At 34.4% G+C, this 25,404-nt stretch carries 24 protein-coding genes; 9 read left to right on the plus strand and 15 right to left on the minus strand.

Annotated features, from left to right (window positions below; genetic code table 11):
- Positions 1–129: 129 nt before the first annotated feature.
- Positions 130–1,617, minus strand: coding sequence for an aminotransferase class V-fold PLP-dependent enzyme (locus J3495_RS14275; RefSeq protein WP_210667213.1), 1,488 nt, complete (start codon positions 1,615–1,617; stop codon positions 130–132).
- Positions 1,618–1,795: 178 nt separating this feature from the next.
- Between J3495_RS14275 and msrA the strand changes: the two genes are divergently transcribed.
- Positions 1,796–2,326, plus strand: coding sequence for a peptide-methionine (S)-S-oxide reductase MsrA (gene msrA / locus J3495_RS14280; protein ID WP_210667214.1), 531 nt, complete (start codon positions 1,796–1,798; stop codon positions 2,324–2,326).
- Between the two features lie 112 nt (positions 2,327–2,438).
- The gene (locus J3495_RS14285; RefSeq protein ID WP_210667215.1) at positions 2,439–4,007 is read left to right on the plus strand and encodes a protein adenylyltransferase SelO; all 1,569 of its coding nucleotides are present in this window, start codon (positions 2,439–2,441) and stop codon (positions 4,005–4,007) included.
- A 67-nt stretch (positions 4,008–4,074) separates the two neighbouring features.
- On the opposite strand, the gene J3495_RS14290 is transcribed toward J3495_RS14285, so the two are convergent.
- A complete protein-coding gene (locus tag J3495_RS14290) occupies positions 4,075–5,043 on the minus strand; it encodes a YpdA family putative bacillithiol disulfide reductase (protein WP_210667216.1) in 969 nt (322 codons plus the stop codon).
- Positions 5,044–5,050: 7 nt separating this feature from the next.
- The gene (locus J3495_RS14295; RefSeq protein WP_210667217.1) at positions 5,051–5,524 is read right to left on the minus strand and encodes a CYTH domain-containing protein; all 474 of its coding nucleotides are present in this window, start codon (positions 5,522–5,524) and stop codon (positions 5,051–5,053) included.
- 194 nt (positions 5,525–5,718) lie between these two features.
- On the opposite strand from J3495_RS14295, the gene J3495_RS14300 reads away from it, so the two are divergent.
- Both J3495_RS14300 and J3495_RS14305 read left to right on the plus strand, forming a co-directional pair.
- Positions 5,719–6,627, plus strand: a complete 909-nt coding sequence (locus J3495_RS14300) for an OmpA family protein (RefSeq protein WP_210667218.1) — start codon at positions 5,719–5,721, stop codon at positions 6,625–6,627.
- Positions 6,628–6,645: 18 nt separating this feature from the next.
- Positions 6,646–7,203, plus strand: coding sequence for a hypothetical protein (locus tag J3495_RS14305; protein ID WP_210667219.1), 558 nt, complete (start codon positions 6,646–6,648; stop codon positions 7,201–7,203).
- Positions 7,204–7,248: 45 nt separating this feature from the next.
- On the opposite strand, the gene J3495_RS14310 is transcribed toward J3495_RS14305, so the two are convergent.
- The 6 genes from J3495_RS14310 to J3495_RS14335 all read right to left on the minus strand — a co-directional run bounded on the left by J3495_RS14310 (position 7,249) and on the right by J3495_RS14335 (position 13,881).
- Positions 7,249–8,295 carry an o-succinylbenzoate synthase gene (locus J3495_RS14310; RefSeq protein WP_210667220.1) on the minus strand — a complete coding sequence of 349 codons (1,047 nt, stop codon included), beginning with the start codon at positions 8,293–8,295 and terminating at the stop codon, positions 7,249–7,251.
- A gap of 32 nt (positions 8,296–8,327) precedes the next feature.
- A complete protein-coding gene (locus tag J3495_RS14315) occupies positions 8,328–9,530 on the minus strand; it encodes a tetratricopeptide repeat protein (protein WP_210667221.1) in 1,203 nt (400 codons plus the stop codon).
- Between the two features lie 200 nt (positions 9,531–9,730).
- Positions 9,731–10,408 carry a metal-dependent hydrolase gene (locus J3495_RS14320; RefSeq protein WP_210667222.1) on the minus strand — a complete coding sequence of 226 codons (678 nt, stop codon included), beginning with the start codon at positions 10,406–10,408 and terminating at the stop codon, positions 9,731–9,733.
- A 30-nt stretch (positions 10,409–10,438) separates the two neighbouring features.
- Complete coding sequence (gene menA, locus J3495_RS14325) at positions 10,439–11,401, minus strand: 1,4-dihydroxy-2-naphthoate octaprenyltransferase (RefSeq protein ID WP_210667223.1); 963 nt, start codon at positions 11,399–11,401, stop codon at positions 10,439–10,441.
- An 89-nt stretch (positions 11,402–11,490) separates the two neighbouring features.
- Positions 11,491–12,324, minus strand: a complete 834-nt coding sequence (locus tag J3495_RS14330; protein WP_210667224.1) for a 1,4-dihydroxy-2-naphthoyl-CoA synthase — start codon at positions 12,322–12,324, stop codon at positions 11,491–11,493.
- A 699-nt stretch (positions 12,325–13,023) separates the two neighbouring features.
- On the minus strand, positions 13,024–13,881 hold the full coding sequence (locus J3495_RS14335) for a CvfB family protein (protein WP_210667225.1): 858 nt from the start codon (positions 13,879–13,881) through the stop codon (positions 13,024–13,026).
- Between the two features lie 167 nt (positions 13,882–14,048).
- On the opposite strand from J3495_RS14335, the gene J3495_RS14340 reads away from it, so the two are divergent.
- Complete coding sequence (locus tag J3495_RS14340) at positions 14,049–15,398, plus strand: M28 family metallopeptidase (RefSeq protein ID WP_210667226.1); 1,350 nt, start codon at positions 14,049–14,051, stop codon at positions 15,396–15,398.
- A 325-nt stretch (positions 15,399–15,723) separates the two neighbouring features.
- Here the strand turns inward: J3495_RS14340 and J3495_RS14345 are convergent, their stop codons facing one another.
- Both J3495_RS14345 and menD read right to left on the minus strand, forming a co-directional pair.
- Positions 15,724–16,065, minus strand: a complete 342-nt coding sequence (locus tag J3495_RS14345; protein WP_210667227.1) for a DUF2853 family protein — start codon at positions 16,063–16,065, stop codon at positions 15,724–15,726.
- A gap of 87 nt (positions 16,066–16,152) precedes the next feature.
- Positions 16,153–17,814, minus strand: a complete 1,662-nt coding sequence (menD, locus tag J3495_RS14350) for a 2-succinyl-5-enolpyruvyl-6-hydroxy-3-cyclohexene-1-carboxylic-acid synthase (RefSeq protein WP_210667228.1) — start codon at positions 17,812–17,814, stop codon at positions 16,153–16,155.
- A 311-nt stretch (positions 17,815–18,125) separates the two neighbouring features.
- Here menD and J3495_RS14355 point away from each other — a divergent pair, with 311 nt between their 5' ends.
- Positions 18,126–18,620 (plus strand): GNAT family N-acetyltransferase, encoded by a 495-nt coding sequence (locus J3495_RS14355; protein WP_210667229.1) that lies wholly within the window; start codon positions 18,126–18,128, stop codon positions 18,618–18,620.
- Positions 18,621–18,820: 200 nt separating this feature from the next.
- Here J3495_RS14355 and J3495_RS14360 read toward each other — a convergent pair whose 3' ends face one another.
- Positions 18,821–19,405, minus strand: a complete 585-nt coding sequence (locus J3495_RS14360) for a glutathione peroxidase (protein ID WP_210667230.1) — start codon at positions 19,403–19,405, stop codon at positions 18,821–18,823.
- A 546-nt stretch (positions 19,406–19,951) separates the two neighbouring features.
- Between J3495_RS14360 and J3495_RS14365 the strand changes: the two genes are divergently transcribed.
- The 3 genes from J3495_RS14365 (at position 19,952) to J3495_RS14375 (ending at position 21,742) form a co-directional block, all read left to right on the plus strand.
- Positions 19,952–20,482 (plus strand): RNA polymerase sigma factor, encoded by a 531-nt coding sequence (locus J3495_RS14365; RefSeq protein ID WP_210667231.1) that lies wholly within the window; start codon positions 19,952–19,954, stop codon positions 20,480–20,482.
- Positions 20,482–21,270, plus strand: coding sequence for an anti-sigma factor (locus J3495_RS14370; RefSeq protein WP_210667232.1), 789 nt, complete (start codon positions 20,482–20,484; stop codon positions 21,268–21,270). The genes J3495_RS14365 and J3495_RS14370 overlap by 1 nt, the downstream gene beginning before the upstream one ends.
- Before the next feature lie 85 nt (positions 21,271–21,355).
- The gene (locus J3495_RS14375) at positions 21,356–21,742 is read left to right on the plus strand and encodes a DoxX family protein (RefSeq protein WP_210667233.1); all 387 of its coding nucleotides are present in this window, start codon (positions 21,356–21,358) and stop codon (positions 21,740–21,742) included.
- A 129-nt stretch (positions 21,743–21,871) separates the two neighbouring features.
- Here the strand turns inward: J3495_RS14375 and J3495_RS14380 are convergent, their stop codons facing one another.
- The 3 genes from J3495_RS14380 to porQ form a co-directional block, all read right to left on the minus strand.
- Positions 21,872–23,248: a nucleoside permease gene (locus tag J3495_RS14380; protein WP_210667234.1), complete on the minus strand. Its 1,377-nt coding sequence runs from the start codon at positions 23,246–23,248 to the stop codon at positions 21,872–21,874.
- Positions 23,249–23,316: 68 nt separating this feature from the next.
- Entirely contained in the window at positions 23,317–24,009 is a 693-nt protein-coding gene (gene cmk / locus J3495_RS14385; RefSeq protein ID WP_210667235.1) for a (d)CMP kinase, read from the minus strand.
- 147 nt (positions 24,010–24,156) lie between these two features.
- Entirely contained in the window at positions 24,157–25,176 is a 1,020-nt protein-coding gene (porQ, locus tag J3495_RS14390; RefSeq protein ID WP_210667236.1) for a type IX secretion system protein PorQ, read from the minus strand.
- Positions 25,177–25,404: the final 228 nt, after the last annotated feature.

Consider the following 25,404-nt stretch of genomic DNA (forward strand, 5'->3'; position numbering starts at 1 on the left):
AGAGAAACCAAAGAAATGAAAAACTCATGAAATCCAAAAAATAAACCCGACAACTTTCAAAGCCAATCGGGTTGTACTATTAAAATATTTTTACACTAGATTTTTATTATTCTATTCGTTTATAAGTGGTTACGAATTAAACCATCCAGCTACTAATTCATCTTCAAACGAAGTTGCATTTTTATGAATGAATTCGTTGGTGTTTTTATTATAAGAATAATCTAATGCCCAGTTTTGGTGGTTTTTTGCCAAGTCTTTGATGCTGTCGCAAACAAAAGCAATTTCTTTATAGGTAGTAGTCGGGTGAATAGACATTCTAATCCATCCCGGCTTTTTGATCAAATCTCCAATGGTAATTTCGTTGACCAGTTTATTCGAAGTTTCCTGATCTACGTGCAGTAGAAAATGCCCGTACGTTCCGGCACAACTGCATCCGCCTCTCGTCTGAATCCCAAATTTATCATTCAATAATTTTACACCCAGATTAAAATGCAAATCATCAATAAAAAACGAAACTACTCCCAAACGATTTTTGTGCTGTCCCGCCAAAATTTTAATATTCGGCACGCCATCCAAAGCATTAAAAACATAGTCAACAATTTCGTGTTCACGCTGCAAAATGTTTTCGATCCCCATTTCTTCTTTCAGCTCAATAGCCAAAGCTGTTTTGATAACCTGAAGAAAACCGGGAGTTCCGCCATCTTCTCTCTCCTCTATATTATCAATATATTTGTGCTCACCCCAAGGGTTTGTCCAACTCACAGTTCCTCCTCCCGGGCAATCCGGGATCATGTTATGGTATAGTTTTTTATTGAAAATCAACACACCTGAAGTTCCTGGCCCACCCAAAAATTTATGAGGCGAAAAGAAAATGGCATCCAAATACGCTTCTGGATCTTCAGGATGCATATCTATAGGTACGTAAGGTCCTGAACAGGCAAAATCTACAAAACAAACTCCGTGATGCTTATGCATTAATTTGGCAGCTTCATGAAAAGGTGTTTTCAACCCTGTTACATTCGAACATGAAGTGATAGAAGCAATTTTGATCGTTCTGTCACTATATTTCTCAAGTAATAAAGCTAAATTATCCAGACAAAAAAGACCTTTCTCACAAGACGGAATAATTTCGACATCTGCAATCGTCTCTAACCAAGAAGTCTGATTGGAATGGTGCTCCATGTGCGAAATAAAAACAATCGGTTTTTTTTCTGCAGGAACAACAGTATGATTTTTAAGATTTTCGGGGATTTTTAGTCCCAAAATACGTTGAAATTTATTGACAACACCTGTCATTCCAGTGCCATCTGTAATCAAAACATCATCCTGATTTGCGTTGGCATGACGCTTTATAATATCTCTGGCATGATGGTACGCCTTTGTCATGGCAGTACCTGACACGGTGGTTTCTGTATGTGTATTGGCAACAAAAGGCCCAAATTGATTGAGAAGTTTCTCTTCTATAGGGCGATACAATCTTCCGCTGGCAGTCCAATCGGTGTAAACAATTTGTTTTTTGCCATAAGGAGACATAAATTCTTGATTTACACCCACAATATGCTGTCTAAAATCCTGAAAATAGGTCTCTAAAGTGATGGTATTATTTTTGCTATCCATTGTTGTGCCTTAGTTTGACTGCAAATATATTGCTTTTTTATAGAATTGCGAATTTATCAATTATAAACTTCAAACATTAAATAACCTTTTGGTATCTTTAATTAATTAGTAATTTTATAAATAATTTATCATAATATTCTATCGGATTAATAGGCTTAATAAACTTAAAAAATAATATATGGAAAATGTAGCTGTAGCCACTTTTGGCGGGGGGTGTTTCTGGTGTATAGAAGCTGTAATTCAGCGTTTAAAAGGGGTAGAAAGTATAAAATCAGGATATTCCGGAGGGTTTATTAAAAATCCACCTTATCGTGAAGTGTGTACAGGCAGAACTGGTCACGCCGAAGTGATACAAGTAAGCTTTAACCCTGACATAATTTCATACCATGACTTAATTTTCATTTTTATGACGAGTCATGATCCCACAACCCTTAACAGACAAGGAGCTGATGCGGGAACACAATATCGCTCTATTATTTTGTATCATGACGAGGCGCAGAAAGCAATTGCAGAACAAGTAATTAAGGAAGTACAGCCTGCTTACAGCGATCCTATTGTAACCGAATTAAAGGCTTTAGAAGTGTTTTATGAAGCAGAGGAAGATCATCAAAACTACTACAATAACAATCAGGATGCACGTTATTGCCAGATCGTAATTGATCCTAAAATACAGAAATTAAAAAAAATGTACGCAGATAAATTAAGCTAATTTACAGCTCCAGCTTATTATTTGAATAAAGCATTACAGACTGAAAGCAATTAGTCACAGATTAAATGTTTTTAAAACTGTTAATCTGTGGCTAAAAATCAAAATTACATTGATGAAAAACTTAAAAATAAACAATAGATTTACCAACGAATTACCCGCTGATACTAATGAAACCAACGAAGTTCGTCAGGTGTCTAATGCAGTATTTTCGTTTGTAAATCCAACAACACCTTCCAGCCCAAAACTTATACATGCGTCTGAGGAAGTAGCAAAATTGGTTGGTATTACCGAGGATGAAATACATTCGGAATCTTTTTTGAATGTGTTTTCCGGAAAAGAAGTTTTGCCGCATACACGCCCGTATGCTATCTGTTATGCAGGACATCAGTTTGGCAATTGGGCGGGACAGCTTGGTGATGGTCGCGCCATCAACTTGACAGAAGTTGAGCATGATGATGCTTTTTTTACGCTACAACTTAAAGGAGCAGGAAAAACACCTTATTCCAGAACGGCAGATGGTTTGGCAGTTTTGCGCTCTTCTGTAAGAGAGTATTTGTGCGCAGAAGCAATGCATTATTTGGGAGTACCCACTACCCGATCGCTTTCGCTAATGCTATCGGGCGATCAGGTTTTACGTGATATTTTATACAACGGAAATCCTGCTTACGAAAAAGGTGCCATCGTGTGTCGTGTAGCGCCGTCTTTTATTCGTTTTGGAAGTTTTGAAATGTTGACCGCTCGAAATGAACTCAAAAATTTGAAGCAATTTGTAGAGTATAACATCAAATATTACTTTCCAGAAATCAAAGGAGAACCCAAAGAGCAATATTTACAATTTTTCCAGAAAGTAGTCGATACAACCCGTGAAATGATCGTGCATTGGCAGCGTGTCGGGTTTGTGCACGGTGTGATGAATACCGATAATATGTCGATTCACGGTATTACAATAGATTATGGTCCTTATGGCTGGTTAGAAAACTACGACCCAAATTGGACACCTAATACAACAGATAGTCAAAACAGGAGATACCGTTTTGGTAATCAACCCCAAATTGCACAGTGGAATTTGTACCAATTGGCAAATGCCATTTATCCTCTTATTAATGAAGCAGAGCCTTTAGAAAAAATATTAGCCTCTTTTATTACTGATTACGATTCAGATTATAAAACCATGTTTTTAAATAAATTAGGGCTTTTTACTTCAACCGAAAGTGATAGTAAACTGATTGCTGATTTAGAAGCTACTCTGCAACTATCTGAAACAGATATGACCCTGTTTTTTAGAAATTTGAGCAAAGTAAAAAAGGAAGATTCTGCAAATAAAGCTTTAGAAATAATACAGGACGCTTTTTATCTGCCTGAAGAAATTACAGGTGAAATTTTAGATTTTTGGACAAAATGGTTCACGATTTACATCGAAAGATTGAATGCAGAAAATCTATCAGATGAAAGCCGTTCGCAAAAGATGAATCTCGTAAATCCAAAATATGTGTTACGAAATTATATGTCACAACTGGCCATAGATACCGCTGATCAGGGAGATTATTCGCTTATAAACGAATTGTATTTACTTTTGCAAAAACCGTACGATGAGCAACCAGAATTTGAAAAATGGTTTGCCAAAAGACCCGATTGGGCACGATCTAAAGTAGGCTGTTCTATGCTTTCTTGTAGCTCTTAATTTTGGCTACAAATTAAAGACATTATAAAGATTAAATCTGTGTAAAACCTTTAATTTGTGGCTAAAATCATTTCGAAGTAATGTAATCTACAATCATAGTGGCATGTACACGCGAATTCTCGATAAACCATTTATGAGTTTGCATTCCGCCACAAATCACTCCTGCCAGAAACAAGCCTTTAACATTAGTCTCCATAGTATCAGGATTATAGCTAGGTATTTTTAACTCATCGCCAGAGAGTTGTATTCCCATCTTTTCCAGAAATATCAAATCTGGCTTGTAACCTGTCAATGCGAGAACAAAATCATTTTCTATGGTAATTTTTCCGTCCGGAGTTTCAATTTCAACTTCATTTTTACGAATTTCAGTAATATTCGATTCAAAATAAGCTTTTATACTTCCCTCTGCAATTCTGTTTTCGATATCGGGTTTTGCCCAATATTTTACTCGATTATTGATTTCGTTTTTACGAATCACCATTGTTACGTTTGCGCCTTTTCGCCAACATTCTAAAGCTGCATCTACAGAAGAATTATTTGCACCAACAACCAAAATATTTCTAAAAGCATATTCGTGCGCTTCTTTATAATAATGACTAACTTTGGGCAAATTCTCGCCTTTTACATTCATTTCAATCGGAATATCATAAAATCCTGTCGCAATAATAACATTTTTTGCTTCATAAGAAGTTGTATCTGTTCCTACATGAAAAGCGGCATTTTCAAGTTGATAAACTTCTGTAACTTTTTCGAATAAATGGATATTGAAATTAAAATATCGATGAATATTTCGATAATATTCCAAAGCTTCTTGACGACCCGGTTTTGGCGCAAGACAATTAAACGGAATATTTCCAATTTCTAGTCTTTCTGCTGTCGAGAAAAAAGTCATGTACAACGGATAATTAAAAAGACTGTTGACAATTGCACCTTTTTCAATAATTAAATAGTGTAATTTTTTTTTCTGTGCTTCAATTGCGCAAGCGAGACCAATCGGGCCACCGCCCACAATAATCAGATCGTATAGTTGTGTCATAAAGAGCTTATTTTTCCCAATCTTTAAAAGGTTTTTTACTCAAATAAGCATTATAATAGCGCTCATCATTGGTTACCTCTTTGCCCAACCAATCTGGTTTTTCAAAAGTTTCTGTTTCTGAGTTTAATTCGATTTCAGCCATTATTAAACCTTCATTTTCGCCATAAAATTCATCAACTTCAAATACATGATTTCCTAATTTTATTTCGAAACGCGTTTTTTCAATTTTTCCTTTTTCGCATAATTTTAATAATTCCTGTGCTTCTACAATCGGAATTTCATTTTCCCACTCAAAACGCGACATCCCGCCTTGACGACCAATTCCTTTAATCGTGATAAAACCTCTCTCTCCTTTTATTCTAATGCGAACTGTTCTTTCTGGAAGTGAGCTCAAATATCCCTGAGCAATTTTATTTTGGGTAAAAGCTTCCTTTTTGAATTGGTCTGATTTCACTAAAAATTTACGCTCAATCTCTATCATTTGTGTTGTAATTTAATTATAATGCAAGTTACTCATTTTAATTAAAACATAAATCTGAGTTATAATTTTTTAAAATTTTATCATAATTCAAAAAATAATGTATTTACTTACATTATAAAACAAAAATAACTGATTACTAATAGGTTATATAATTTAATTTTTACTAAATTTGATCCAACCTTAACATTATAACTATGTCTAAAAAAGCACTTTATTTGCTAGGCATTGCTGTAACCATCATTTTGGGAACTTTTTTATATCTCAAATTTTGTTGCAATTGCTGTATGAAAACGCCAATAGTTGATACTGAAAAAACATCAATTGTGAAGGCAACGGACGCTAATTTTGTCCCTTTTGTTTTAAATGGTTCAGGAATTGATTATCATACAAATGATAATTTTAAGTTTTTGAAAAACAGCGCTACTATTATTACTCCGGTAAGTGATTCAATATCAATTGGTATTGAAAATTTAAAATCTTTTTTAACTACAAATGCAAAGCAAAAAATCACTATTACGGGTTATGCTACTTCGGAAGAAACCAACACCACAAAATTTGAGAATCTTGGTTTAGCGAGGGCACACGATGTAAAAACATTCTTTGTTTCTAAAGGTTTGTCTGAAAATCAATTAGTGATAAAAGGTGAAATTATTGATGAATGGAAAATGGCTGCAGATACTTTATTGGGTCCGGCCGAGTATACATTTGAACCAATGAGTACAGATACAACCTCTGATGAATGGAGTATGCTGAAGGAAAAAATTAACGGAAGTCCTCTAATTTTACATTTTAACACCAACCAAACTTCTGATAATTTAACGGCGGAGGAAAAGCAAAAAATGGCCGACATCACTAAATATGTTTCACATGTTAGCAATGCCACTATCATGGTAGTTGGTCACACAGATGATGTAGGCAACAGAGATTCAAATATAATTTTGGGTGAAAAACGTGCAGAATTTATCAAGAATTATTTAACTCAAAAGGGCATTAAATCCGACCGCATTACAACAGAGTCAAAAGGGCCTGACGAACCAATTGACGAAAATGCCACTACTGAAGGCAAAGCAAACAATAGAAGAACCGTTATTACCATCAAATAATTAATAAAATATACTATTATGAACATACCTTGTATCTTAATACCTGCGCTAGTGGGATTAATCTGTGGAATTTTAGGCTACTTACTTGGGAAGATGAACTCCAAAGATGGCGATACTTCTTTGGCTGTTTCTTTGCAATCAGAATTAGATGCTTGCAAATCAAATACAAAAAACTTAAATGCTAAAATTACAGCTATGGAAGCCGATTTGACTGCAAAAAACAATATTATTTCATCAACTTCGCAATCTTTTACCGCAAAAGCAAGTCCTACGATTGTTTTTGATGAAGCATTGGCCATGGCTGTTTTTGGTAAAAGAATAAGAGAAAATGATTTGAAAATCGTCGAAGGAATTGGCCCAAAAATTGAAGCGTTATTCAATGATTCAGGCATCAGAACATGGCTTGATCTTTCGGAAACACCAACGGAAAGACTACTGGCTATTTTGGAAGCCGCCGGCGAAAACTACTCCATGCACAATCCTAGTACCTGGAATAAGCAAGCTTTGTTTGCTTATCAGGGAAAATGGCAGGAACTTAAAGACTGGCAGCAAAGTTTGCAGGGAGGAAAAGAATAAAAACTAAAAACATTCACTTCAAAAACTGACTTCGGTCAGTTTTTTTTATACTTTTTCTAGAAAACTTGAGTCCCAATTGACAGTAGGATTGTACCATAATTGTCCCTTTGAAACTTCAAGAGGAGATTCGAAGTTATTGGTGTAAAGTGCGCCAGTTCCTAATCCCTGAGGCATCGTTGTATTTTTAAGAAATGTCCATTGCGCAATAGCGTTGAGTCCAATATTACTCTCTAATGCCGATGTGATCCACCAAGCAATTTTATATCTCTCTGCCAAATCAATCCATTCTTGCGTTCCTCTGAAACCTCCAATAAAACTTGGTTTTAAAATAATATATTGTGGCTTTATTTCCTGTAATAATTTTTCTTTTTCCTCAAATGTAAAAATACCAATCAACTCTTCGTCTAACGCGATAGGAAAAGGTGCTGTTTTACACAAATCTGCCATTGCCCGAACATCTCCTTTTTTAATAGGTTGTTCTATGCTATGTAATTGAAAAACATGTAATTTATGTAATTTATCTAAAGCTTCGCTTAAAGAAAAAGCACCATTAGCATCTACACGAATTTCTATCTGTTCAGCTGAAAAATGAGCTCGTATAAAATGTAATAACTCGAGTTCTTTTGAAAAATCGATAGCACCAATTTTAAGTTTGATACAGGTAAATCCTTCTATTAACTTTTCCTCGATTTGCTCTTTCATAAAAGCGGGCTCTCCCATCCAAACTAAGCCATTTATGGTTATAGATTTAGAATTATTGGTAAAATCTGAAGGAAACAACAAATAAGGATTTACGCTTTTTAAGGATAAAAAAGCCATTTCTATTCCGAATTGTATTGATGGAAATTCTAGTAACGATTCCCACAATACTTTTTCTCCCAAATCTATATTTTGGCAAACCCAACTGAGTTTTTCCTCATAATCATTTCGATCATCTGCGCTCAAGCCTCTTAGAATACCACACTCGCCTATTCCTTTTTTACCGTTTTCTACGAGAACGATAAACCATGTTTCTTTTTGAGTCATTACGCCTCGAGAAGTTCCGGAAGGACGTTTAAACTCGAGCATGTATTTGTGGTAAGTAGCTTTCAAAATGTTTTTTAATATATAAATGACTTATTTTTTTAATCAAATAGATTCAAAACTTTATCAAAATCGGAAGATGGAAGACCTGCTTTTTTAAAATTTTCTAAATCCAGCTTCGTTTTATCCGTCCAGCTAAGGCTGTCGGTGACATTTTGGTTTTGGTATTTTTTATAAATCTGTTTTGCACTGCCATAATCATCACTAACTAAATATGCATGTGCCAGATTTAATTTGACCAACAGTTCTGTATCGTCTAATTTCTCACCCTCTTTTAAAAACTTAATAGCTTTTGCATATTGTTTGGTTAAGATATAGGCATAACCAATTGAACCGTAGTCTAAAGCAGTCGCTTTTCCCTCGGCAATGATGGTGTTTATTTTAGGAATAGCCTCATTGTATTTCTGCAATTTTATAAGAGTATTAGCTTCAGCTCTCAAATCATCAAAAACATTTTTTGAGATCGCAGCATCATTATAACAAGCGTTTCCGAAATCTTTAAAAACTTTTGTTTTTTCGATGGCTAATAATTTCTGAAACTCCGTGTAGCGATATTGCTTGATGATTTTATCTAAGATACAAACGCAAAAATCATCAGAATTGGCCATTTTTTGCGCCATGTTTGATGTTTTACACAAACTGATAATTTCGTTTTTGTTGTCCTGATTCCAACCCCGATTGAGTTTCGTATCTACCCAAGGCACCACTTCTAACACTACTTTTTGATTTAAAATCCAATTTTTGCTTAGAAAACCAAACCAAATCATACCATCATTTTGTTGCAAACAACTCGATTTGTCAAAGGATATTCTTTTGGCATCTTTGCTTACAGCCTCTTCTTTGGCGTAACACGCTTTATCTGTTTTACCATCTTCGAGGTATTTTTTTGCCTTGTCATTTGAGTTAAAAACAGCGTAAGTACACTCGTCATCTCCTGAAATTTTAGACATCAAAAATACGGCGCCAGCAGATCCTTGACTAATTCCTGTTGGATCTGGAATAGCTTTTAATACCGAAACCAAACTATTGGCCATTTGCTGGTTTTCGTCTAAAAGTGTAATACGATAAACGATTTCTGTGGTACCAATGGGTAAATCTTCGCTAGGAATGATCACGCGATCACGTGCTGAGAGAATAATTTCTTTTGTAGTAGCACGCTCCTTGTCCCAGTAACCGTCTTTTTGAGCAAAAGTATTTTGAATAGTTGCCACTAAAAAGAATAAAACTATTTTTTTTAAGTCCATTGATGAAGTCTATTTTTGAATAATTAAATTTTTTAATCAAAATTCGAGCCTGATTTTTTGTTACCGGTCTTTGTTTGTAATAAATTACCAACGAATGTTCTTATAACTACTAAAGCCCTAGCCCTGATGGGAGCGGCATCCTTTTGTGGCGGGGTTCGCCACAAAAGATACAGCGGACAGCAGGAAAGAGCTCCTTCAAATTACAATTCGATTGAATCTCCTATTTCTAGTAGCATTAAATCTTTTCCTTTATCGAAAAATTTTCTAATGGCTTCTGTGTGATCAATTTCGATATAACCAAAAGTATCAAAATGATAGCCCAAAACTTTATCACAATCTACAAAATCTGAGGCAATTATGGCATCTTCGACATCCATAGTAAAATTATCGCCAATAGGAAGAATAGCCAAATCAAGTTTTGTGCGCATCGGAATCAGTTTCATATCCATCGTAAGCGCAGTATCGCCAGCAATGTAGATATTTTTGTGCTCGCCTTCGATTACAAAACCGCCTGGATTACCGCCATTGCTCCCGTCAGGAAAAACACTCGAATGAATCGCTGCGACGTATTTTACTTTTCCAAAATCGAATTTCCAACTTCCGCCGTGATTCATTGGATGTGCGTTAAAGCCAAGTTTTGCATAATAGCTGGCAATTTCTGCATTGGATACAATGGTAGCATTGGTGCGTGTTGCGATAGCTTCTACATCTAAGATATGATCGCCATGTGCATGTGTGAGCAAAATATAATCTGCAGCAAGAGTATTGATATCAATAGAAGCTGCTTTTGGGTTTCCTGTAATAAATGGGTCAACAATGATGTTTTTTCCTCCCACTTCAATGCCTAAAGAGGCGTGTCCGTAAAATGTAATTTTCATTTTGAGAATATTTTAAAAATTAGATATTTTTTATCTTCCACCTAAGAAAAGGTTCACAATAATGTCTGATATTAACGAAATCATGCACAGGGTTAGTAGTACTGAAAGCAAAAATGTACTCAACGCCAATTTTTTTAATTCCGGATCTAATAACTTAGAATCTTGATTTTTATAAACCGTAATTAAATGTTTGGTTAAAGGGATGTATGCTAATAAAAACAAGTATTGATCAAAATTATAATCGTTTAAAATTGCAAAGACAACCACCAAGATCATTGCTGTTATTATGAGCAAAAAATGATATATTTTGGCTTTTTTACCGCCTATTTGCACCACAATTGTATTTTTTCCTGATTTTTTATCAGATGCTTCGTCACGCATATTGTTCAGATTTAAGACCCCAACGCTCAATAAACCAATTGCTATTGCAGGAAGAATGAGGAGAGATTCTATTTGTTTGGCGTACAAAAAATTAACACCAAGAGTGCTCACTAAACCGAAGAAGACAAATACAAAAACATCGCCAAAACCTTTGTAACCATACGCAGAATTACCTACCGTGTAACGAATTGCTGAAGCGATTGCCACGACTCCTAATACCAAGAAAAAGATAGAATAGGCAAAATTGCTTTTGCCAAAAGCAAAATAAATAAGTAAAATAGCCGATATTAAAGTCAGTACAGACGTAATGATAATTGCTTTTTTCATGGCTTGCGGTGTAATCACCCCACTCTGAATGGCGCGTTTTGGCCCCACTCTATCTGCGTTATCAGTCCCTTTTACTCCGTCGCCGTAGTCATTGGCAAAATTAGACAAAACTTGTAATCCTAATGTAGTCAGAATAGCAAACCCAAAAACGGTCCAGTTAAAAACTTCGGTTGGCGTATAAATGTTATCGGTTGGATTAGACAGTGCATAAACGCTACCCACTATGATTCCCGAAACTGATAAAGGCAACGTGCGCAATCTTGCGGCTTCAATCCAATGTTTCATTATTTTTATTTTAGAATTTAGATTTTAGGTTGTTGGATTTTGACTTCAGATTTAAAAATCTAAAATCTCAAATTAGATATCTAAAATTATTATGGTAACCATTTGTTTTCGCCAAAGTTGGGTTTTCTTTTTTCTAAGAAAGCATTTCTACCTTCTTTTGCCTCTTCTGTCATGTAGGCCAAACGGGTTGCTTCTCCCGCAAAAACTTGTTGTCCGACCATTCCGTCATCGGTAAGATTCATGGCAAATTTTAGCATTTTGATAGAAGTTGGTGATTTTTGAAGAATCTCTTGAGCCCATTGATAAGCGGTATCTTCAAGTTCATCATGCGGAATAACAGCATTTACCATTCCTATATCCATTGCTTCCTGAGCCGAATAATTTCTTCCCAGAAAGAAAATTTCACGAGCTTTTTTCTGCCCTACCATTTTGGCAAGATACGCCGATCCGTAACCGCCGTCAAAGCTAGTTACATCAGCATCAGTTTGTTTAAAAATAGCATGTTCTTTACTTGCCAAAGTCATATCGCAAACCACATGTAAACTGTGTCCGCCTCCAACTGCCCATCCAGGAACAACTGCAATAACTACCTTTGGCATAAAACGAATAAGGCGTTGTACCTCCAGAATATTCAAGCGATGCTGACCATCTTCTCCCACATAGCCTTGGTGACCTCTGGCATTTTGGTCCCCGCCACTGCAAAAAGAATAGACACCATCTTTTGTAGAAGGACCTTCGGCAGAAAGCAATACTACTCCTATTGAAGTATCTTCTTGCGCATCGTAAAAAGCCTGGTACAATTCTGAGGTTGTTTTGGGACGAAAAGCATTTCGAACATTAGGCCTGTTAAAGGCAATTCTGGCCACTCCGTTACATTTTTTGTATGTGATATCTTCAAATTCTCTGGCGGTAATCCAATCCATTTTTATTTTTTATTTTAAAAATTTAATAGTGTAAAAATAAACCATTTTTTAGATTTTTAAGCACTCTTTGATCGCTAAGTAATGGTTAAAAATAAGTAACGGGAAGAGAAATAAAATTTACTTGTAAAAAATAACATTATTTAACATTTCTTTTCCATAAAAAAATGTAATTTTACAACCTAGTAATCAAATAGATACATTTTTATTTATTGATTCTAAGATTGATTTTCTTTCACTGATTTATTAACCTAAAAAATGATTTTTTTGAGAAAATTTAAAAAATTTGTCGCTCATTTTTTTATGGTTTTTAATTACAAACCTTCAACTAATGGGCAAATGATGTATTCGTTTGTTGAAACTTCAAAAAGGATAAAGTAACACCTACGGTTAAGCGCTTGAAATGTTCTATCATCAGTCTAAATAAATTGATATTAGAAAAGCAATACTGAAAAGGAACTTTCTATAAGTTATTTTATAAAACCAAATGGTTCGCCGTGAAATTGATTTTTTGCTTTTAAAATAAATGTTTTCATCATTTAAAGACATACCATTCAAAAATGTAATTTCAAAAATTTATAACGTTTTACGTTTTTGAGGGATTCGAATTTATTTTATTTCTGTTTTTTTTTAATTACAATTTTTTTTAAAACTAGAATAAAAAAGAGAAAGGCTAATCGTAATGATTAGCCTTTCTTGTTATTATTGGTCCTTCAACAGATAGATTCCGTCTTCTTTGATTTCTATAAGTTGATCTTTATACAATGCTCCAATTGCTTTTTTGAATGTTTTCTTACTCATCTTCAATACCGTTTTGATGTCTTCGGGATGCGAATTATCATTTAGACGCAGGAAACCACGATTGGCACGCAATTCATCCAAAATCTTATCTGCGTTTGGCTCAATGCTTTGATAACCTTGTATTTGCAAGGCTACATCTATTTTATTGTCGGGACGAATATTTTTGATAAAACCACGCATTCTGTCTCCGGTTCTTATCGCATCGTCATACACTTCGTCTTTGTATAATAATCCTTTATGCACTTCGTTGATGATAACATTAATTCCGATTTCGGTGATATGAGAAACGATTAGATCTACTTCTTCTCCTTTTTCAACTGTCAAATTATCATTATTCAAAAACTGATTGGTTTTGCTGGAAGCCACCAAACGGTTTGTTTTTTCATCCATATAAAGATACACCAAATATCGTTTTCCTTTCTCCATTGGGCGCGCCTGCTCTTTGTACGGAACCAAAATATCTTTCTCCATTCCCCAATCCATGAAAGCACCTACTTGATTGATGTAATTGACACGCAAAAGGGCAAATTCATTCAATAAAATATAAGGCTCAAGTGTGGTGGCAACAGGACGTTGTTCGTGATCCAGATAAACAAAAACGGTTAATTCTTCGCCGATTTCAAACTCATTCGGTACATATTTGTTGGGTAATAATATGTCATGAATACCGTCTGGATCTTTTTCGGGATTACCCAAAAAAAGACCAACTTTGGTATCACGTAATATAGTAAGTGTATTGTATTTTCCTAATTCTATCATTTTAATGAGATTCTGAGCTGTAAAAGCAGCTAAGTTTTTAAAGTGCAAAGGTACGAAGTTTGAAAGACAGAAATCAAAAAATATTTTAGATAAAATAACGACAGCTAACTTGTTGAACTATTCTATTTTTTTGATTAAATTTGAAAACCTAATTAAACTCCAAATCTATGAAAATTAACTCTTTTCTCTCCATTTTTGTCTTCTTTATTTTCTTTCAAACGGCTATTTCGCAAACTGTTGAAGACCCTGAGATAAAAAAAATGATCACCGAGATTAAAGCAGAAAGTCTCGAAGCCACTGTAAAAAAGCTAGTTTCGTTTGGAACAAGACATACTTTGAGCGACACCAAAAGTAAAACAAAAGGAATCGGAGCCGCACAGCAATGGGTAAAATCTGAATTTGATCAATATGCTTTGCAATCCAACGGAAGACTGACTTCTAAAATTGATTATTTTACAGTAAAAGCAGATGGAAAGCGTATCAAAGAGGACAGCCAGCTTGGAAATGTGATGGCCACCCTGAAAGGAACAGACCCTAATGATGATCGAATTTTAATCATTAGCGGGCATCTTGATTCTCGGGTTACAGATGTAATGAATGTAAAATCGGATGCTCCGGGTGCTAACGATGATGGTTCTGGCGTTGCCGCTGTCATGGAACTAGCAAAAGTAATGAGCAAACGATCTTTTCCGGTAACTATTATTTTTGTGGCGGTAACAGGCGAAGAACAAGGACTTTACGGAGCCAGACATCTTGCAGAATTTGCCAAAGAATCAAAATGGAATATCGTTGCCATGCTTAATAACGATATGATTGGTAATAGTTTATCTAGTGGTACCTATTTAAGAGACAACACGCAGGTTAGAATATTTAGCGAAACAATTCCGTTTCTGGAAACAGAAGATGAAGCAAAATTGCGAAAAGCGATCAACAGAGATAATGACAGCCCATCTCGATTATTGGCGCGTTATATCAAAACGGTGACAGAGCAATATGTAGATCAATTAAAGGTAAAATTGGTGTATCGCAATGACCGCTTTTTAAGAGGTGGTGATCATACGCCTTTTTCTCAAAATGGTTTTACTGCGGTTCGTTTTTGCGAAATTAACGAGAATTTTGATCATCAGCACCAAGATTTAAGAACAGAGAACGGCGTTGTTTACGGTGATCTTCCCGAATTTATGGATTTTGATTATTTAAGAAAAAACACTTGCGCTAATTTAGCCACTTTGGCCAACCTTGCTTGGTCTCCAAAAGCACCTATAAACGTTGGTATAGAAGTAAAACAGCTCTCGAACTCTTCGACTTTGAGTTGGACAGCACCTGAAGGAACCAGACCTTTTGGCTATCAGATTTTGATGAGAGAAACACAGTCTTCTCATTGGGAAAAGACTTTTTTTGTACAAGATGCGAAAGCCGAAATACCGTATTCTAAAGATAATTATTTCTTTGCTGTTCAATCTGTTGATGCATTAGGGCATGCGAGTTTACCGGTTTTTCCGATTCCTATTCGATAAAAGTATTTTTAATATGATGCAAAAGTTCCCTATACGTTTGTAGATTTTGTGCATGCGTTTTCAGACTTTGTGCTTACGTTTATAGAGATTGTGCATGCGTTTTCAGACTTTGTGCATACGTATATAGACTTTAGTCATACGTTTATAGAGATTGTGCATTCGTTTATAGACTTTTGTCATACGTTTTCAGACTTTGTGCATGTGTATATAGACTTTTGTCATACGTTTATAGACTTCAGTCATGCGATAAAAGATTTACCACTTATCAACATAGAAAAAGCGTCTAATTTTTTAGACGCTTTTAATGCTTTTATAGGAGTAAATATTACTTGTAAACGCTTTCTTTTTTAAAGTGCACTGTTAGTAGATAATAAACCACTACTCTGTATTTGTTTCTGTTAGATTTACCATATTTTTCTAACACAGCGTTGAGTCCTGCGCCTAAGTCTGGTGAAGCTGTTAATCCTAACTTTTTTATTAAAAAATTCTTTTTTACAGTATCCAATTCAGATTGACTTGTACCTGCAACTGTTGCAGAATCCATGTTGTAAATAGACGGTCCGCAACCAATCGTTACTTTTGTTAGTAAATCCATGTCTGGTGTTACGCCGCATTTCTCTTTTAAATCGGCTGCGTATTTTGTAATTAAATCTTCTCTTGCACTCATAAATATTATTTTATAATTTTTTAAATATAGCCAAATATATATAAATAATTATAAATATAGAAATAAATACTTACAAAAATTATTTTACTAGTTTAGTTCCTTAAAATACTGCTTTAGGATTTTATCGTTTTCTAAGGTAGGCGTAAATACCTCTAAAATAGCAGGTTTATCATTAGTATTAAAAAGTATTTTGAGACTTTTCTCTAACGTTATTTCGTCTGTAGCTGTCAAATAATCAAACTGATACATTTTTGCCAGATGTTCAGCCGTTAGCTCGTGTGAAGTTTCGAAATAAGTATTGAATACCGGTTTTTCTTCGTGTCCGGGTAAAATTCTAAAAATACCTCCGCCCCCATTATTAATCAAAATAATCTTAAAATTTGAAGGAGTGTAGGAATTCCAAAGTGCGTTACTATCGTACAAAAATCCGATGTCGCCCGTAATAAAAACAGTTGCTTGTGTGCTGCCAACAGCTGCGCCAATTGCTGTAGAAGTGCTTCCGTCGATTCCGCTGGTACCACGGTTACAAAAAACGGCAATCGTAGGGTCTATATGAATAAGCTGTGCGTATCGTATGGCAGAACTATTACTAATCTGCAAATGGCTGTTTTGAGGCAATTGAGTGATGACTTTCTCAAAAACTTTAAAATCTGAAAACGAAATTTTATCTAAATATTCTTGTCTTCTGTTTTTTCTCAGATCATAAATTGTTTTTGTATTTTCGAAATAATTACTTTCTGTAGTAGTTGTTTTGGCTAATAAATCTTTGAAAAAATCATTTGGCTCCATCACAAAATGTTGCGTCAAAGCACCAAAAGTGTCGTAGGCGCGCAACGTATCAATGTGCCAATGCTGTTGGGGTTTGTACTGCCGCAAGAAAGCTTTGATACGTTTGGAAACAATCATTCCACCGAAAGTTATTAAAATTTCGGGCTGAAACTCCTGAAAATCATTTGCATCAAAAGGTGTAATTAAAGTATCAATACTATTGATAAAAGTAGGATGATGCAAATTGGAAGTAGTTTCTGTGAGCACCACCACCGATGGGTCATTTGCCCAATTATCGATTATTTCCTGATCGATACAGTTGGTATCATTAACGCCTACTAAGACTAATTTTCGCTGAGCAGCATTCCAGATAGAAACAAATTCTTCTTTATTTGTTATCATTTTTGTTGGTAAAACTGCTTCTAAACTGGTAATTTTGGGTTGTACAGAAAGGGTTTCGACAGTTTCGTACAAAGGCTCTTCAAAGGGTGCATTGATATGAACAGGCCCTTTTTGCAATATTGCCGTTTCTATGGCTTTATTAATTTTTAAATCATTTTCGATGGAAGCATCTTCGGTAAGATTAGCATTAAAAACCGAATGATTCTGAAATACATTTTCCTGACGAATGGTTTGCCCGTCACCAATATCGATCTTGCTTTGCGGGCGATCTGCAGAAATTACAATTAAGGGAATCTGACTGTAAAAAGCCTCTGCAAAAGCTGGGTAATAATTAAGCAAGGCCGAACCAGAAGTACATACCACAGCGGTTGGTTGCTTGGTTTGCTGGGCAATTCCGAGCGCAAAAAAAGCGGCACAACGCTCGTCTGCAATGCTGTAGCAGGTAAAATTAGAATTTTGTGTAAAGCCAATAGTGAGTGGCGCATTCCTTGATCCCGGTGATATGATAATGTTGGTGATTCCTTTCGCTGAACAAATTTCGATAATGCTTTGCGCTAACGCTATTTTGGGGTAAATCATTCTGATGTGTATTATTTTTTTAAAAGAAAATCTAAAATAAGACTCTGCTTTTTGACACTACAAAGTTACAAACTTCGCCTCTCATTTTACTCATAAATAGCGAGATATTAGCCCCTATTTTTAGAAAAAGGCGATATATTTGTATTCATCAAATTTGCCTAAATAATTTTCTCCGATGCTTTTTATTTATTTGTTTTTAGTCTTTACATAAGGGTACTAAAATGTATTCAAAAAAATGAAAAATTAGACATAGAAATGATCTGAAATACAAAAGATTAAATTAGGCTCAAAATAAACGTAGAAAAAAAATTATGGACATCAAACTAAGACCCGCAACGACAGACGATTTAGAAAAAATTCTTGAAATCGTCAATCATTCTATACTGCATACAACGGCCAATTATAACTATGATATTCAGACACTTGAAGTGCAAACTAAATGGTTTGAAGACAAAAAAGCTAAAAACCTACCTATTGTGGTTGCAGATCTGGATGGTGAAGTGATTGGTTTTGGAAGTTATGGGCAGTTTCGTGAAAAAATTGGCTATCAATACACAGTAGAGCATTCCGTTTATGTCGTGGAAAGCGCCATAGGAAAAGGTGTGGGAGGAAAATTATTAACCGAGTTGATTCGGCTTGCCAAACAGCAAGGCATACATGTCATGATTGGTGCCATTGACGCCGATAATGCTGGTAGTATTGCTTTTCACGAAAGATATGGTTTTGTGGTTACGGGAACACTACGTGAAGTTGGTTACAAATTTGATCATTGGCTGGATTTGGTTTTTATGCAATTGGTTTTATAGAGGGACAAAGGTGCAGAGGTTGATTGCCTAGCCCTGATAGAAGCGTTATCCTTTTGTTTTTTTCTTTAAAAAATAAAAGATACAAGCGGATTGCAGGACACGAGCGATAGCGACTGACGAAGTAAATAGCTCCTTATTCAACAAAAAAACCACCAACTTAAGCGTAAATTGGTGGTTTTTTGTTGAGAAAATAGGTAAAACTAGCTTTTGATCCAGTTGATGATTTCAGGATCTGTTGGCAATGTTCTAGGCATGATTACTTTTTCTAATTCGCCTTTTTCATTGATTAAGTATTTTTGAAAATTCCACTCTACATCTGAATCTTGCAAACCATTTTTAGATTTTTGTGTTAAGAATTTATAGACCTCGCACATATCGTTTCCTTTTACAGAGACTTTATCCATCATTGGGAAAGTTACGCCATAATTTTGTTGGCAAAACGTTTCGATTTCTTTGTTGGTTCCTGGTTCTTGCGATGCAAAATTATTTGCCGGAAAACCAATAATCACAAATCCTTTGTCTTTGTATTGTTTGTAAATAGCCTCTAAATCCTTGTATTGCGGAGTTAAACCACATTTTGAAGCCGTATTGACAATCATTACTTTTTTTCCCTTTAATGATGCAAAATCAAAAGTATCACCTGATAAATCTTCTACTTTAAATTGATAGATCGTTTCTTTTGTCATATTTTTATTTGTTTTTGGCAGTTTGGTTTTACTGGTTTGCGCTTGCATTTGCGCGTTGGCCAGTAATAATCCTAGAGCTAGAAATAGTATTTTTTTCATTGTGTATTTTTTTATAAAATTAATCAAAATCTTTCGGAGAGAGAACTAGGTAAGTCTTTATTTTTATTAAACATAAGTTAAAAAAATGAAGCCTAGCGTTAATCAGGCGCTAGGCTTCCCCCAAAACAAACAAATCAAACCATGAATTTAAAATTTGTACTTTACTTGATTCTTAAAAAAATCAATATTGCTGTATTGTTGTATATATTGGTATCTAAAATTTAAAATTGATTAAGGATTTGATTTTTTTCGCTTGCTAATCAATTTGCTTTCAGATGTTTTATTTTATCGTTTCTTTCTTTATTTTCTGCTCTACACTATTATTTTTATTACCGCTTTAAAATTATTTACGTAATTAGTTTGATTATGGTTTTAAAAAAATGAAAAAAAGAAATATTTTAAATTTGATTATGTTTTTATGAGTTTATGGCTATAAAAAAATGTTTTTCAAAAAAAAATAAATTATCTTTAACTCAAAATTTTCAAAAAAAAGAAAATTACAGTCCAAAAGTCAATTTATCCACATAAAATAAAATCCTCAAATTTATGAGTCAAGAAGAATTGTTAGTCTTAATTTACAAGAAAGACGAAAGAGCTTTTACCTATTTATATGATATGTACTCGAAAAGTTTGTTTTCGGTAATCAATGTTCTTATAAAAAATCGCGAAGAGGCAGAAGATGTGTTACAGGAAGTCTTTGTGAAAATCTGGAAAAACATTGATACCTATAATGAAGGGAAAGGTAGATTTTATACTTGGATCCTTAATATAGCAAGGAATACCTCTATAGATAAATTACGTTCTAAAAATTTTAACAACAGCCAAAAAAACCTATCCTCAGATAATTTCGTACATCTGTTAGACGACAGTAATAAACTCGTGAATAGAATTGATACTATTGGAATTCAAGAATTTGTAAAAAAATTAAAACCAAAATGTATTGAGATAATCGATTTATTATTTTTTAAAGGATATACTCAGCAAGAAGCGTCGGAAGAGCTTGCAATACCGCTGGGGACTGTCAAAACGCAAAACAGAAATTGTATTAACGACCTACGTAATTATTTAAAAATCTAATGGAAGCACAAGAATATATAGAATCAGGAACTCTAGAGCTCTACGTTTACGGTTTATTGACCGAGTCTGAAAATCTAGAAATTGCTCAATTGGCCAAAACAAATACCGAAATTGAGCAGGAAATTATTGCAATAGAACGCGCTATTGTGGCTTTGTCATCAAGTTTTTCACCTTTTCATTCGGTGACGAATTTTGAGAAGATAAAAGCACAATTAGAATTAAAGCACGCTAAGGTAATCGATATGAAGCCTGCTTCACGCTTGTCTGAATATGCTGGTTGGGCTGCTGCTGTTTTAATGCTTTTGGGTGTTGGATATCAAACTTTACAATTGAGCCAAACTAAAGAAAAGATTTCGACTCTTGGCAATGAAAAAACTAAAATTGAAAGAGAATATGCTTTTTTAGGTCAAAAAAATGCGGAAGTAGAAAAAAATCTGACAATTGTAAGAGATATTAAAAATACAGGTGTAACACTTGGTGGTCAGGCAGTTTCGCCAAAATCGTTTGCAAAAGTTTATTGGAATAAAGAAACCAAAACTACCTATATTGACGCGGCTGGTTTACCAAAACCACCAAAAGGAATGGTGTATCAAGTTTGGGCATTAAAATTAAGTCCAGTCTTAACTCCTACCAGTATTGGTTTGTTAAGTGATTTTGATGCTAACGATCAAAAAATATTTGCAGTAAAACAAACTGATGCCGCAGAAGCATTTGGAATAACATTGGAGCCCGCCGGAGGAAGTCTGACGCCAACAATGGAACAATTATATACTTTAGGAAAAGTTTAAAAACTGTCTGATGATACTCTTAAAATGCCTTTCAATTTATTTGAGAGGCATTTTTTGTTATTTTTAAGGAATTAAAATCAAAATTATGAACGGAACTTTACTTTTAAGAATTGCAGTAGCCATTATACTGCTATCGCATTCTGTTTTTGGAATGTTTAATAACGGAATAAATGATTTTGGAAATTTATACCTCAATCAGATTGGGTTTGCCCCTTTTGGTGTTTTTATTGCATGGTCTATTAAAATATCACATATTATAGCTGCAATACTTTTATTGTGGAATAAATACATTCGATTGGCTGGTTTTGTGACAATTTTTGTACTTCTTATGGGAATTATTCTAGTACATTTTGATAATGGATGGTTTGTTGTTGGTGGTGGCAGTAATGGTATAGAATACAACTTTCTATTGATATGCGTTTTACTGGCCATTATCTTTCCTAATGGATTTAAAACTAAAAGAGAATCGTAGCTTTATCAAAAGATAAGGCCCAAAAATAAATAATTGGAGAGAAAAAATACATTAAACATTAAAACATTTAATTCTAGTATTTTTTCTCTCCAATTATTTTAGTTTTTATATTTTTTTAAATCTATTGGATTAATGATTTAAATTCTCTAATTCTTTTGGATCGTGTTTGTGTTTGAATAAAATAGCAAAAGCAATTGCAATTACCAAAGCATAAGCTGCAAATGATAACCAGATTGTGTGCCAGTCTTTCATCAGAATTGGGTTAGCAAACATGCCGTCTGTAGTTACTGAATTTCCTTGTGTTTTTACAAATTCTAACATTTTAGAATTAGTTGTATCTGTTTGCAAAAATCCAGCTAACTCGGTTGTACTGTTAAACGATTTTGTAAAGAAACGATCTATCGCCCATCCAGAGGTCAAACTTCCTAATACGGCTCCAACGCCGTTGGTCATCATCATAAACAAACCTTGAGCAGAAGAACGTATTTTAGAATCGGTATTGCTTTCTACAAATAATGAACCTGAAATATTAAAGAAATCAAAGGCCATTCCGTAAACGATGCAAGACAAAATAATCATCCATAAACCCGTTACAGGATCTCCAAATGCAAATAATCCGAAACGTAAAACCCATGCAAGCATACTAATAAGCATTACTTGCTTGATACCGAAACGTCTCAAGAAAAATGGAATAGCCAAAATAAACAAGGTTTCAGAAACTTGAGAAATTGACATAATAATCGTTGAATATTTTATTACGAAAGAATCTGCATATTTCGGAAAGTGTTTGAACTCATCCAGAAAAACATCTCCATAAGCATTCGTTAATTGCAAAGCACCTCCTAAAAACATTGAAAACACGAAGAACAACGCCATTTTGTAATTTCCGAATAATTTAAAAGCTTCTAAACCAAGAGTTTCGACCCAAGAAGCGTTTTCTTTAGTCAGACGTTGCGGTTCGCATTTTGGTAAGGTAAAGGCGTAAATACCCAGAATTAAAGCTCCTACGCCTGCAATATAAAACTGATATTCTGTTGCTTTACTTCCGCTCAAATTGGTGATCCACATGGCAACGATAAAACCAATAGTTCCCCAAACGCGAATTGGCGGAAAGTCTTTTACAATATTTTTATTATTTAACTTTAAAGAAGTGTATGAAATGGAGTTACTCAGCGCAATTGTTGGCATGTAAAAACACATTGCAACAAGCATAACGTATATAAAATTATCTGGAGTAGTAACTTGAGCAATTGCAAATAAAACTACGGCATAAAGTATGTGCAAAACGCCATATAATTTTTCGGCATTTACCCATCTATCGGCAATAATACCGGTCAAAGTAGGCATAAACAAAGAGGCAATTCCCATGGTACCAAAAACTAATCCAAATTGTGTTCCTTCCCAATTTTTTGTTCCAAACCAATAATTTCCAATTGTGATCAACCAAGCTCCCCAAACAAAAAATTGAAGAAAACTCATTATAATCAATCTGTTTTTAATTCCCATACGATGCAATTGTCTTTTAAAATAAATGAAGTGGTAAAACTACCATTAAAAATGATATCTGCAAAAAATTAAGTCGTTTTAACAACGTCATTTATTAATTCTAAAACAGCTGAAAATTGTTCCTCCCTGCTTAAATACGAATTATCGATTTCGATAGCATCATCTGCTATCACTAACGGAGAATCTTCTCGGTGGGTGTCTATATAATCTCTTTCTACAACATTTTTCAAAACGTCTTCATAAGATACGTTATCTCCTTTTTGTTGTAACTCTTCAAAACGTCTTTGTGCTCGGGTTTCGGCGCTGGCGGTCATAAAAATTTTTAGTTCAGCATGAGGAAAAACAACCGTTCCTATGTCTCTACCGTCCATCACAATAGCTTTATTTTTGCCCATTTCCTGCTGCTGCTCTACTAATTTAGAACGTACCTGAGAAACTTCTGCCACTTTGCTCACAAAATTAGAAACTTCGATAGTTCTGATTTGTTTTTCGACATTTTCGCCATTCAAATACATTTCGGCAAAACCCAAATCGGCATTAAATTTAAATTCTAACTGAATTTTAGAAAGAGAATCAATTAAGGCTTTTTTATCAAAAAAATCAGCATTGATAAAGTTGTTTTGCATTGTGTACAGCGTAACGGCACGGTACATTGCGCCTGTATCTACATATACGTATGCTAATTCTTTTGCCAACTGTTTTGCTAAAGTACTTTTTCCTGTTGACGAAAATCCGTCAATTGCAATGGTTATTTTTTTCAAAATAATCTTTTAATGTTTATAAAATTTAATTATTTGTTTTACTAATCAACATTCAAAATAATGTTCTATTTTGAATTATCAATTTTTTTTCAATTTTAAAAAAAAATTTCTGTTACGATTAGTCGTTCATGTTTGTCATAAAATTGCTTATTGAAGGTTTAAAATAAGGCCAAAAAGACTGCTGTTTGCCGCTAATGTGTATCTTGAATACGAATAGTTAAACTTTAATCGGTTCATTTTTAAACCAAATCCTAAAGAGATTCCCGAAAAATTGCGCTGTTCTGCTATTTTTAGTTCCTCTGCTCTTCTAAAATTATATCCTAACCGAATATTAAATGCTTTTTTAGGAAAAAGCTCAACTCCAACTATCACGTGTCTCAAAGCATTATTTACAAACGACACTTTTTCTTCGTTGGTAGAACCGTCAATATTGGTTTCTCCTCGCACTGGATTAGAAAAAGAAATATTCCATTGTTGTAAATTTTCTAACGAAAGATGCCAACGAATAGGTACATGTTCGAGTTCTTGCGAAACTCCTGCGATGATTTCGAGTGGTAATTTTTCCTGTATTCCTGAATATGTTGTAAATTGAGTTCCTATGTTTCTGATTACCAAAGCCCAGTTTACATCATTTCTTTCATCCACAAACAAAAAACCCAGATCTATGGCACCACCAAAAGAACTATAGGTTTCTAAAGTAGAAGTTATCAATTTTGCATTTGCACCAACGTGAAGGTCGGTAAACGGAATATTGTAAGCATAACCAAATGAGAGTGCGGCTTCGCTTCCTGTAAAATTAGAAGTCGACAGACCATTTTCATCATATCCTTCAAAACTACCATAATTTACATAACTCATTCCGGCGTGAAAAGTTTGCAAATGCCTGTCATACGTATAGGCGTACGAAGCCGTTCCGTATGAAACTTCTCCGTAAAGACTTCCATAATTCATTGCCAGTTGTTTGTCCATATCTGCATTTAGTGTAGCGGGATTAAACATCACCTGATTCACATCTTCATCATAAATTGTTATCGATTTTCCTCCTAACGCAGCCTGTCTTGGCGATGTCGTTAGATTAAGAAATTGGTAAGTGTAACGACCACCAATTTGCCCGTATGAAAGGGAGCAACTAAATGCAATAAAAAAAAAAACAAGTTGTTTTAACATGTTTACAGGTAGCTTGTATATTCTAAACTCAACTACAAAGATAAAATTATAAACGTTTGAAAATTAAAAATATATAAAAATTTATACCCAAAACTTAATTCTTTCAGAATTACCACTTTATAATAAAAAGGCAATAAAAAAATCTCAAATACTGAAACTGAAATGCATCAGAATAGTATTTGAGATGTATAACTTCCCGATCTCTATTTCAAGATCAGGAAAGTAATA

Source organism: Flavobacterium geliluteum, from assembly GCF_017948595.1.
In the GTDB taxonomy this organism is placed as follows: Bacteria; Bacteroidota; Bacteroidia; order Flavobacteriales; family Flavobacteriaceae; genus Flavobacterium; species Flavobacterium flavipigmentatum.

Excerpts from the sequence above, each read along its gene's own strand:
- msrA (WP_210667214.1), top strand. The coding sequence starts at position 1,796 with ATGGAAAATGTAGCTGTAGCCACTTTTGGCGGGGGGTGTTTCTGGTGT.
- J3495_RS14300 (WP_210667218.1), top strand. The coding sequence starts at position 5,719 with ATGTCTAAAAAAGCACTTTATTTGCTAGGCATTGCTGTAACCATCATT.
- J3495_RS14370 (WP_210667232.1), top strand. The coding sequence starts at position 20,482 with ATGGAAGCACAAGAATATATAGAATCAGGAACTCTAGAGCTCTACGTT.
- menD (WP_210667228.1), bottom strand. The coding sequence starts at position 17,814 with ATGATTTACCCCAAAATAGCGTTAGCGCAAAGCATTATCGAAATTTGT.
- menA (WP_210667223.1), bottom strand. The coding sequence starts at position 11,401 with ATGAAACATTGGATTGAAGCCGCAAGATTGCGCACGTTGCCTTTATCA.
- J3495_RS14330 (WP_210667224.1), bottom strand. The coding sequence starts at position 12,324 with ATGGATTGGATTACCGCCAGAGAATTTGAAGATATCACATACAAAAAA.
- J3495_RS14315 (WP_210667221.1), bottom strand. The coding sequence starts at position 9,530 with ATGGACTTAAAAAAAATAGTTTTATTCTTTTTAGTGGCAACTATTCAA.
- J3495_RS14320 (WP_210667222.1), bottom strand. The coding sequence starts at position 10,408 with ATGAAAATTACATTTTACGGACACGCCTCTTTAGGCATTGAAGTGGGA.
- J3495_RS14360 (WP_210667230.1), bottom strand. The coding sequence starts at position 19,405 with ATGAAAAAAATACTATTTCTAGCTCTAGGATTATTACTGGCCAACGCG.
- J3495_RS14285 (WP_210667215.1), top strand. The coding sequence starts at position 2,439 with ATGAAAAACTTAAAAATAAACAATAGATTTACCAACGAATTACCCGCT.
- J3495_RS14295 (WP_210667217.1), bottom strand. The coding sequence starts at position 5,524 with ATGATAGAGATTGAGCGTAAATTTTTAGTGAAATCAGACCAATTCAAA.
- porQ (WP_210667236.1), bottom strand. The coding sequence starts at position 25,176 with ATGTTAAAACAACTTGTTTTTTTTTTTATTGCATTTAGTTGCTCCCTT.
- J3495_RS14380 (WP_210667234.1), bottom strand. The coding sequence starts at position 23,248 with ATGGGAATTAAAAACAGATTGATTATAATGAGTTTTCTTCAATTTTTT.
- J3495_RS14355 (WP_210667229.1), top strand. The coding sequence starts at position 18,126 with ATGGACATCAAACTAAGACCCGCAACGACAGACGATTTAGAAAAAATT.
- J3495_RS14365 (WP_210667231.1), top strand. The coding sequence starts at position 19,952 with ATGAGTCAAGAAGAATTGTTAGTCTTAATTTACAAGAAAGACGAAAGA.
- J3495_RS14275 (WP_210667213.1), bottom strand. The coding sequence starts at position 1,617 with ATGGATAGCAAAAATAATACCATCACTTTAGAGACCTATTTTCAGGAT.
- J3495_RS14340 (WP_210667226.1), top strand. The coding sequence starts at position 14,049 with ATGAAAATTAACTCTTTTCTCTCCATTTTTGTCTTCTTTATTTTCTTT.
- J3495_RS14335 (WP_210667225.1), bottom strand. The coding sequence starts at position 13,881 with ATGATAGAATTAGGAAAATACAATACACTTACTATATTACGTGATACC.
- J3495_RS14375 (WP_210667233.1), top strand. The coding sequence starts at position 21,356 with ATGAACGGAACTTTACTTTTAAGAATTGCAGTAGCCATTATACTGCTA.
- J3495_RS14345 (WP_210667227.1), bottom strand. The coding sequence starts at position 16,065 with ATGAGTGCAAGAGAAGATTTAATTACAAAATACGCAGCCGATTTAAAA.
- J3495_RS14305 (WP_210667219.1), top strand. The coding sequence starts at position 6,646 with ATGAACATACCTTGTATCTTAATACCTGCGCTAGTGGGATTAATCTGT.
- J3495_RS14290 (WP_210667216.1), bottom strand. The coding sequence starts at position 5,043 with ATGACACAACTATACGATCTGATTATTGTGGGCGGTGGCCCGATTGGT.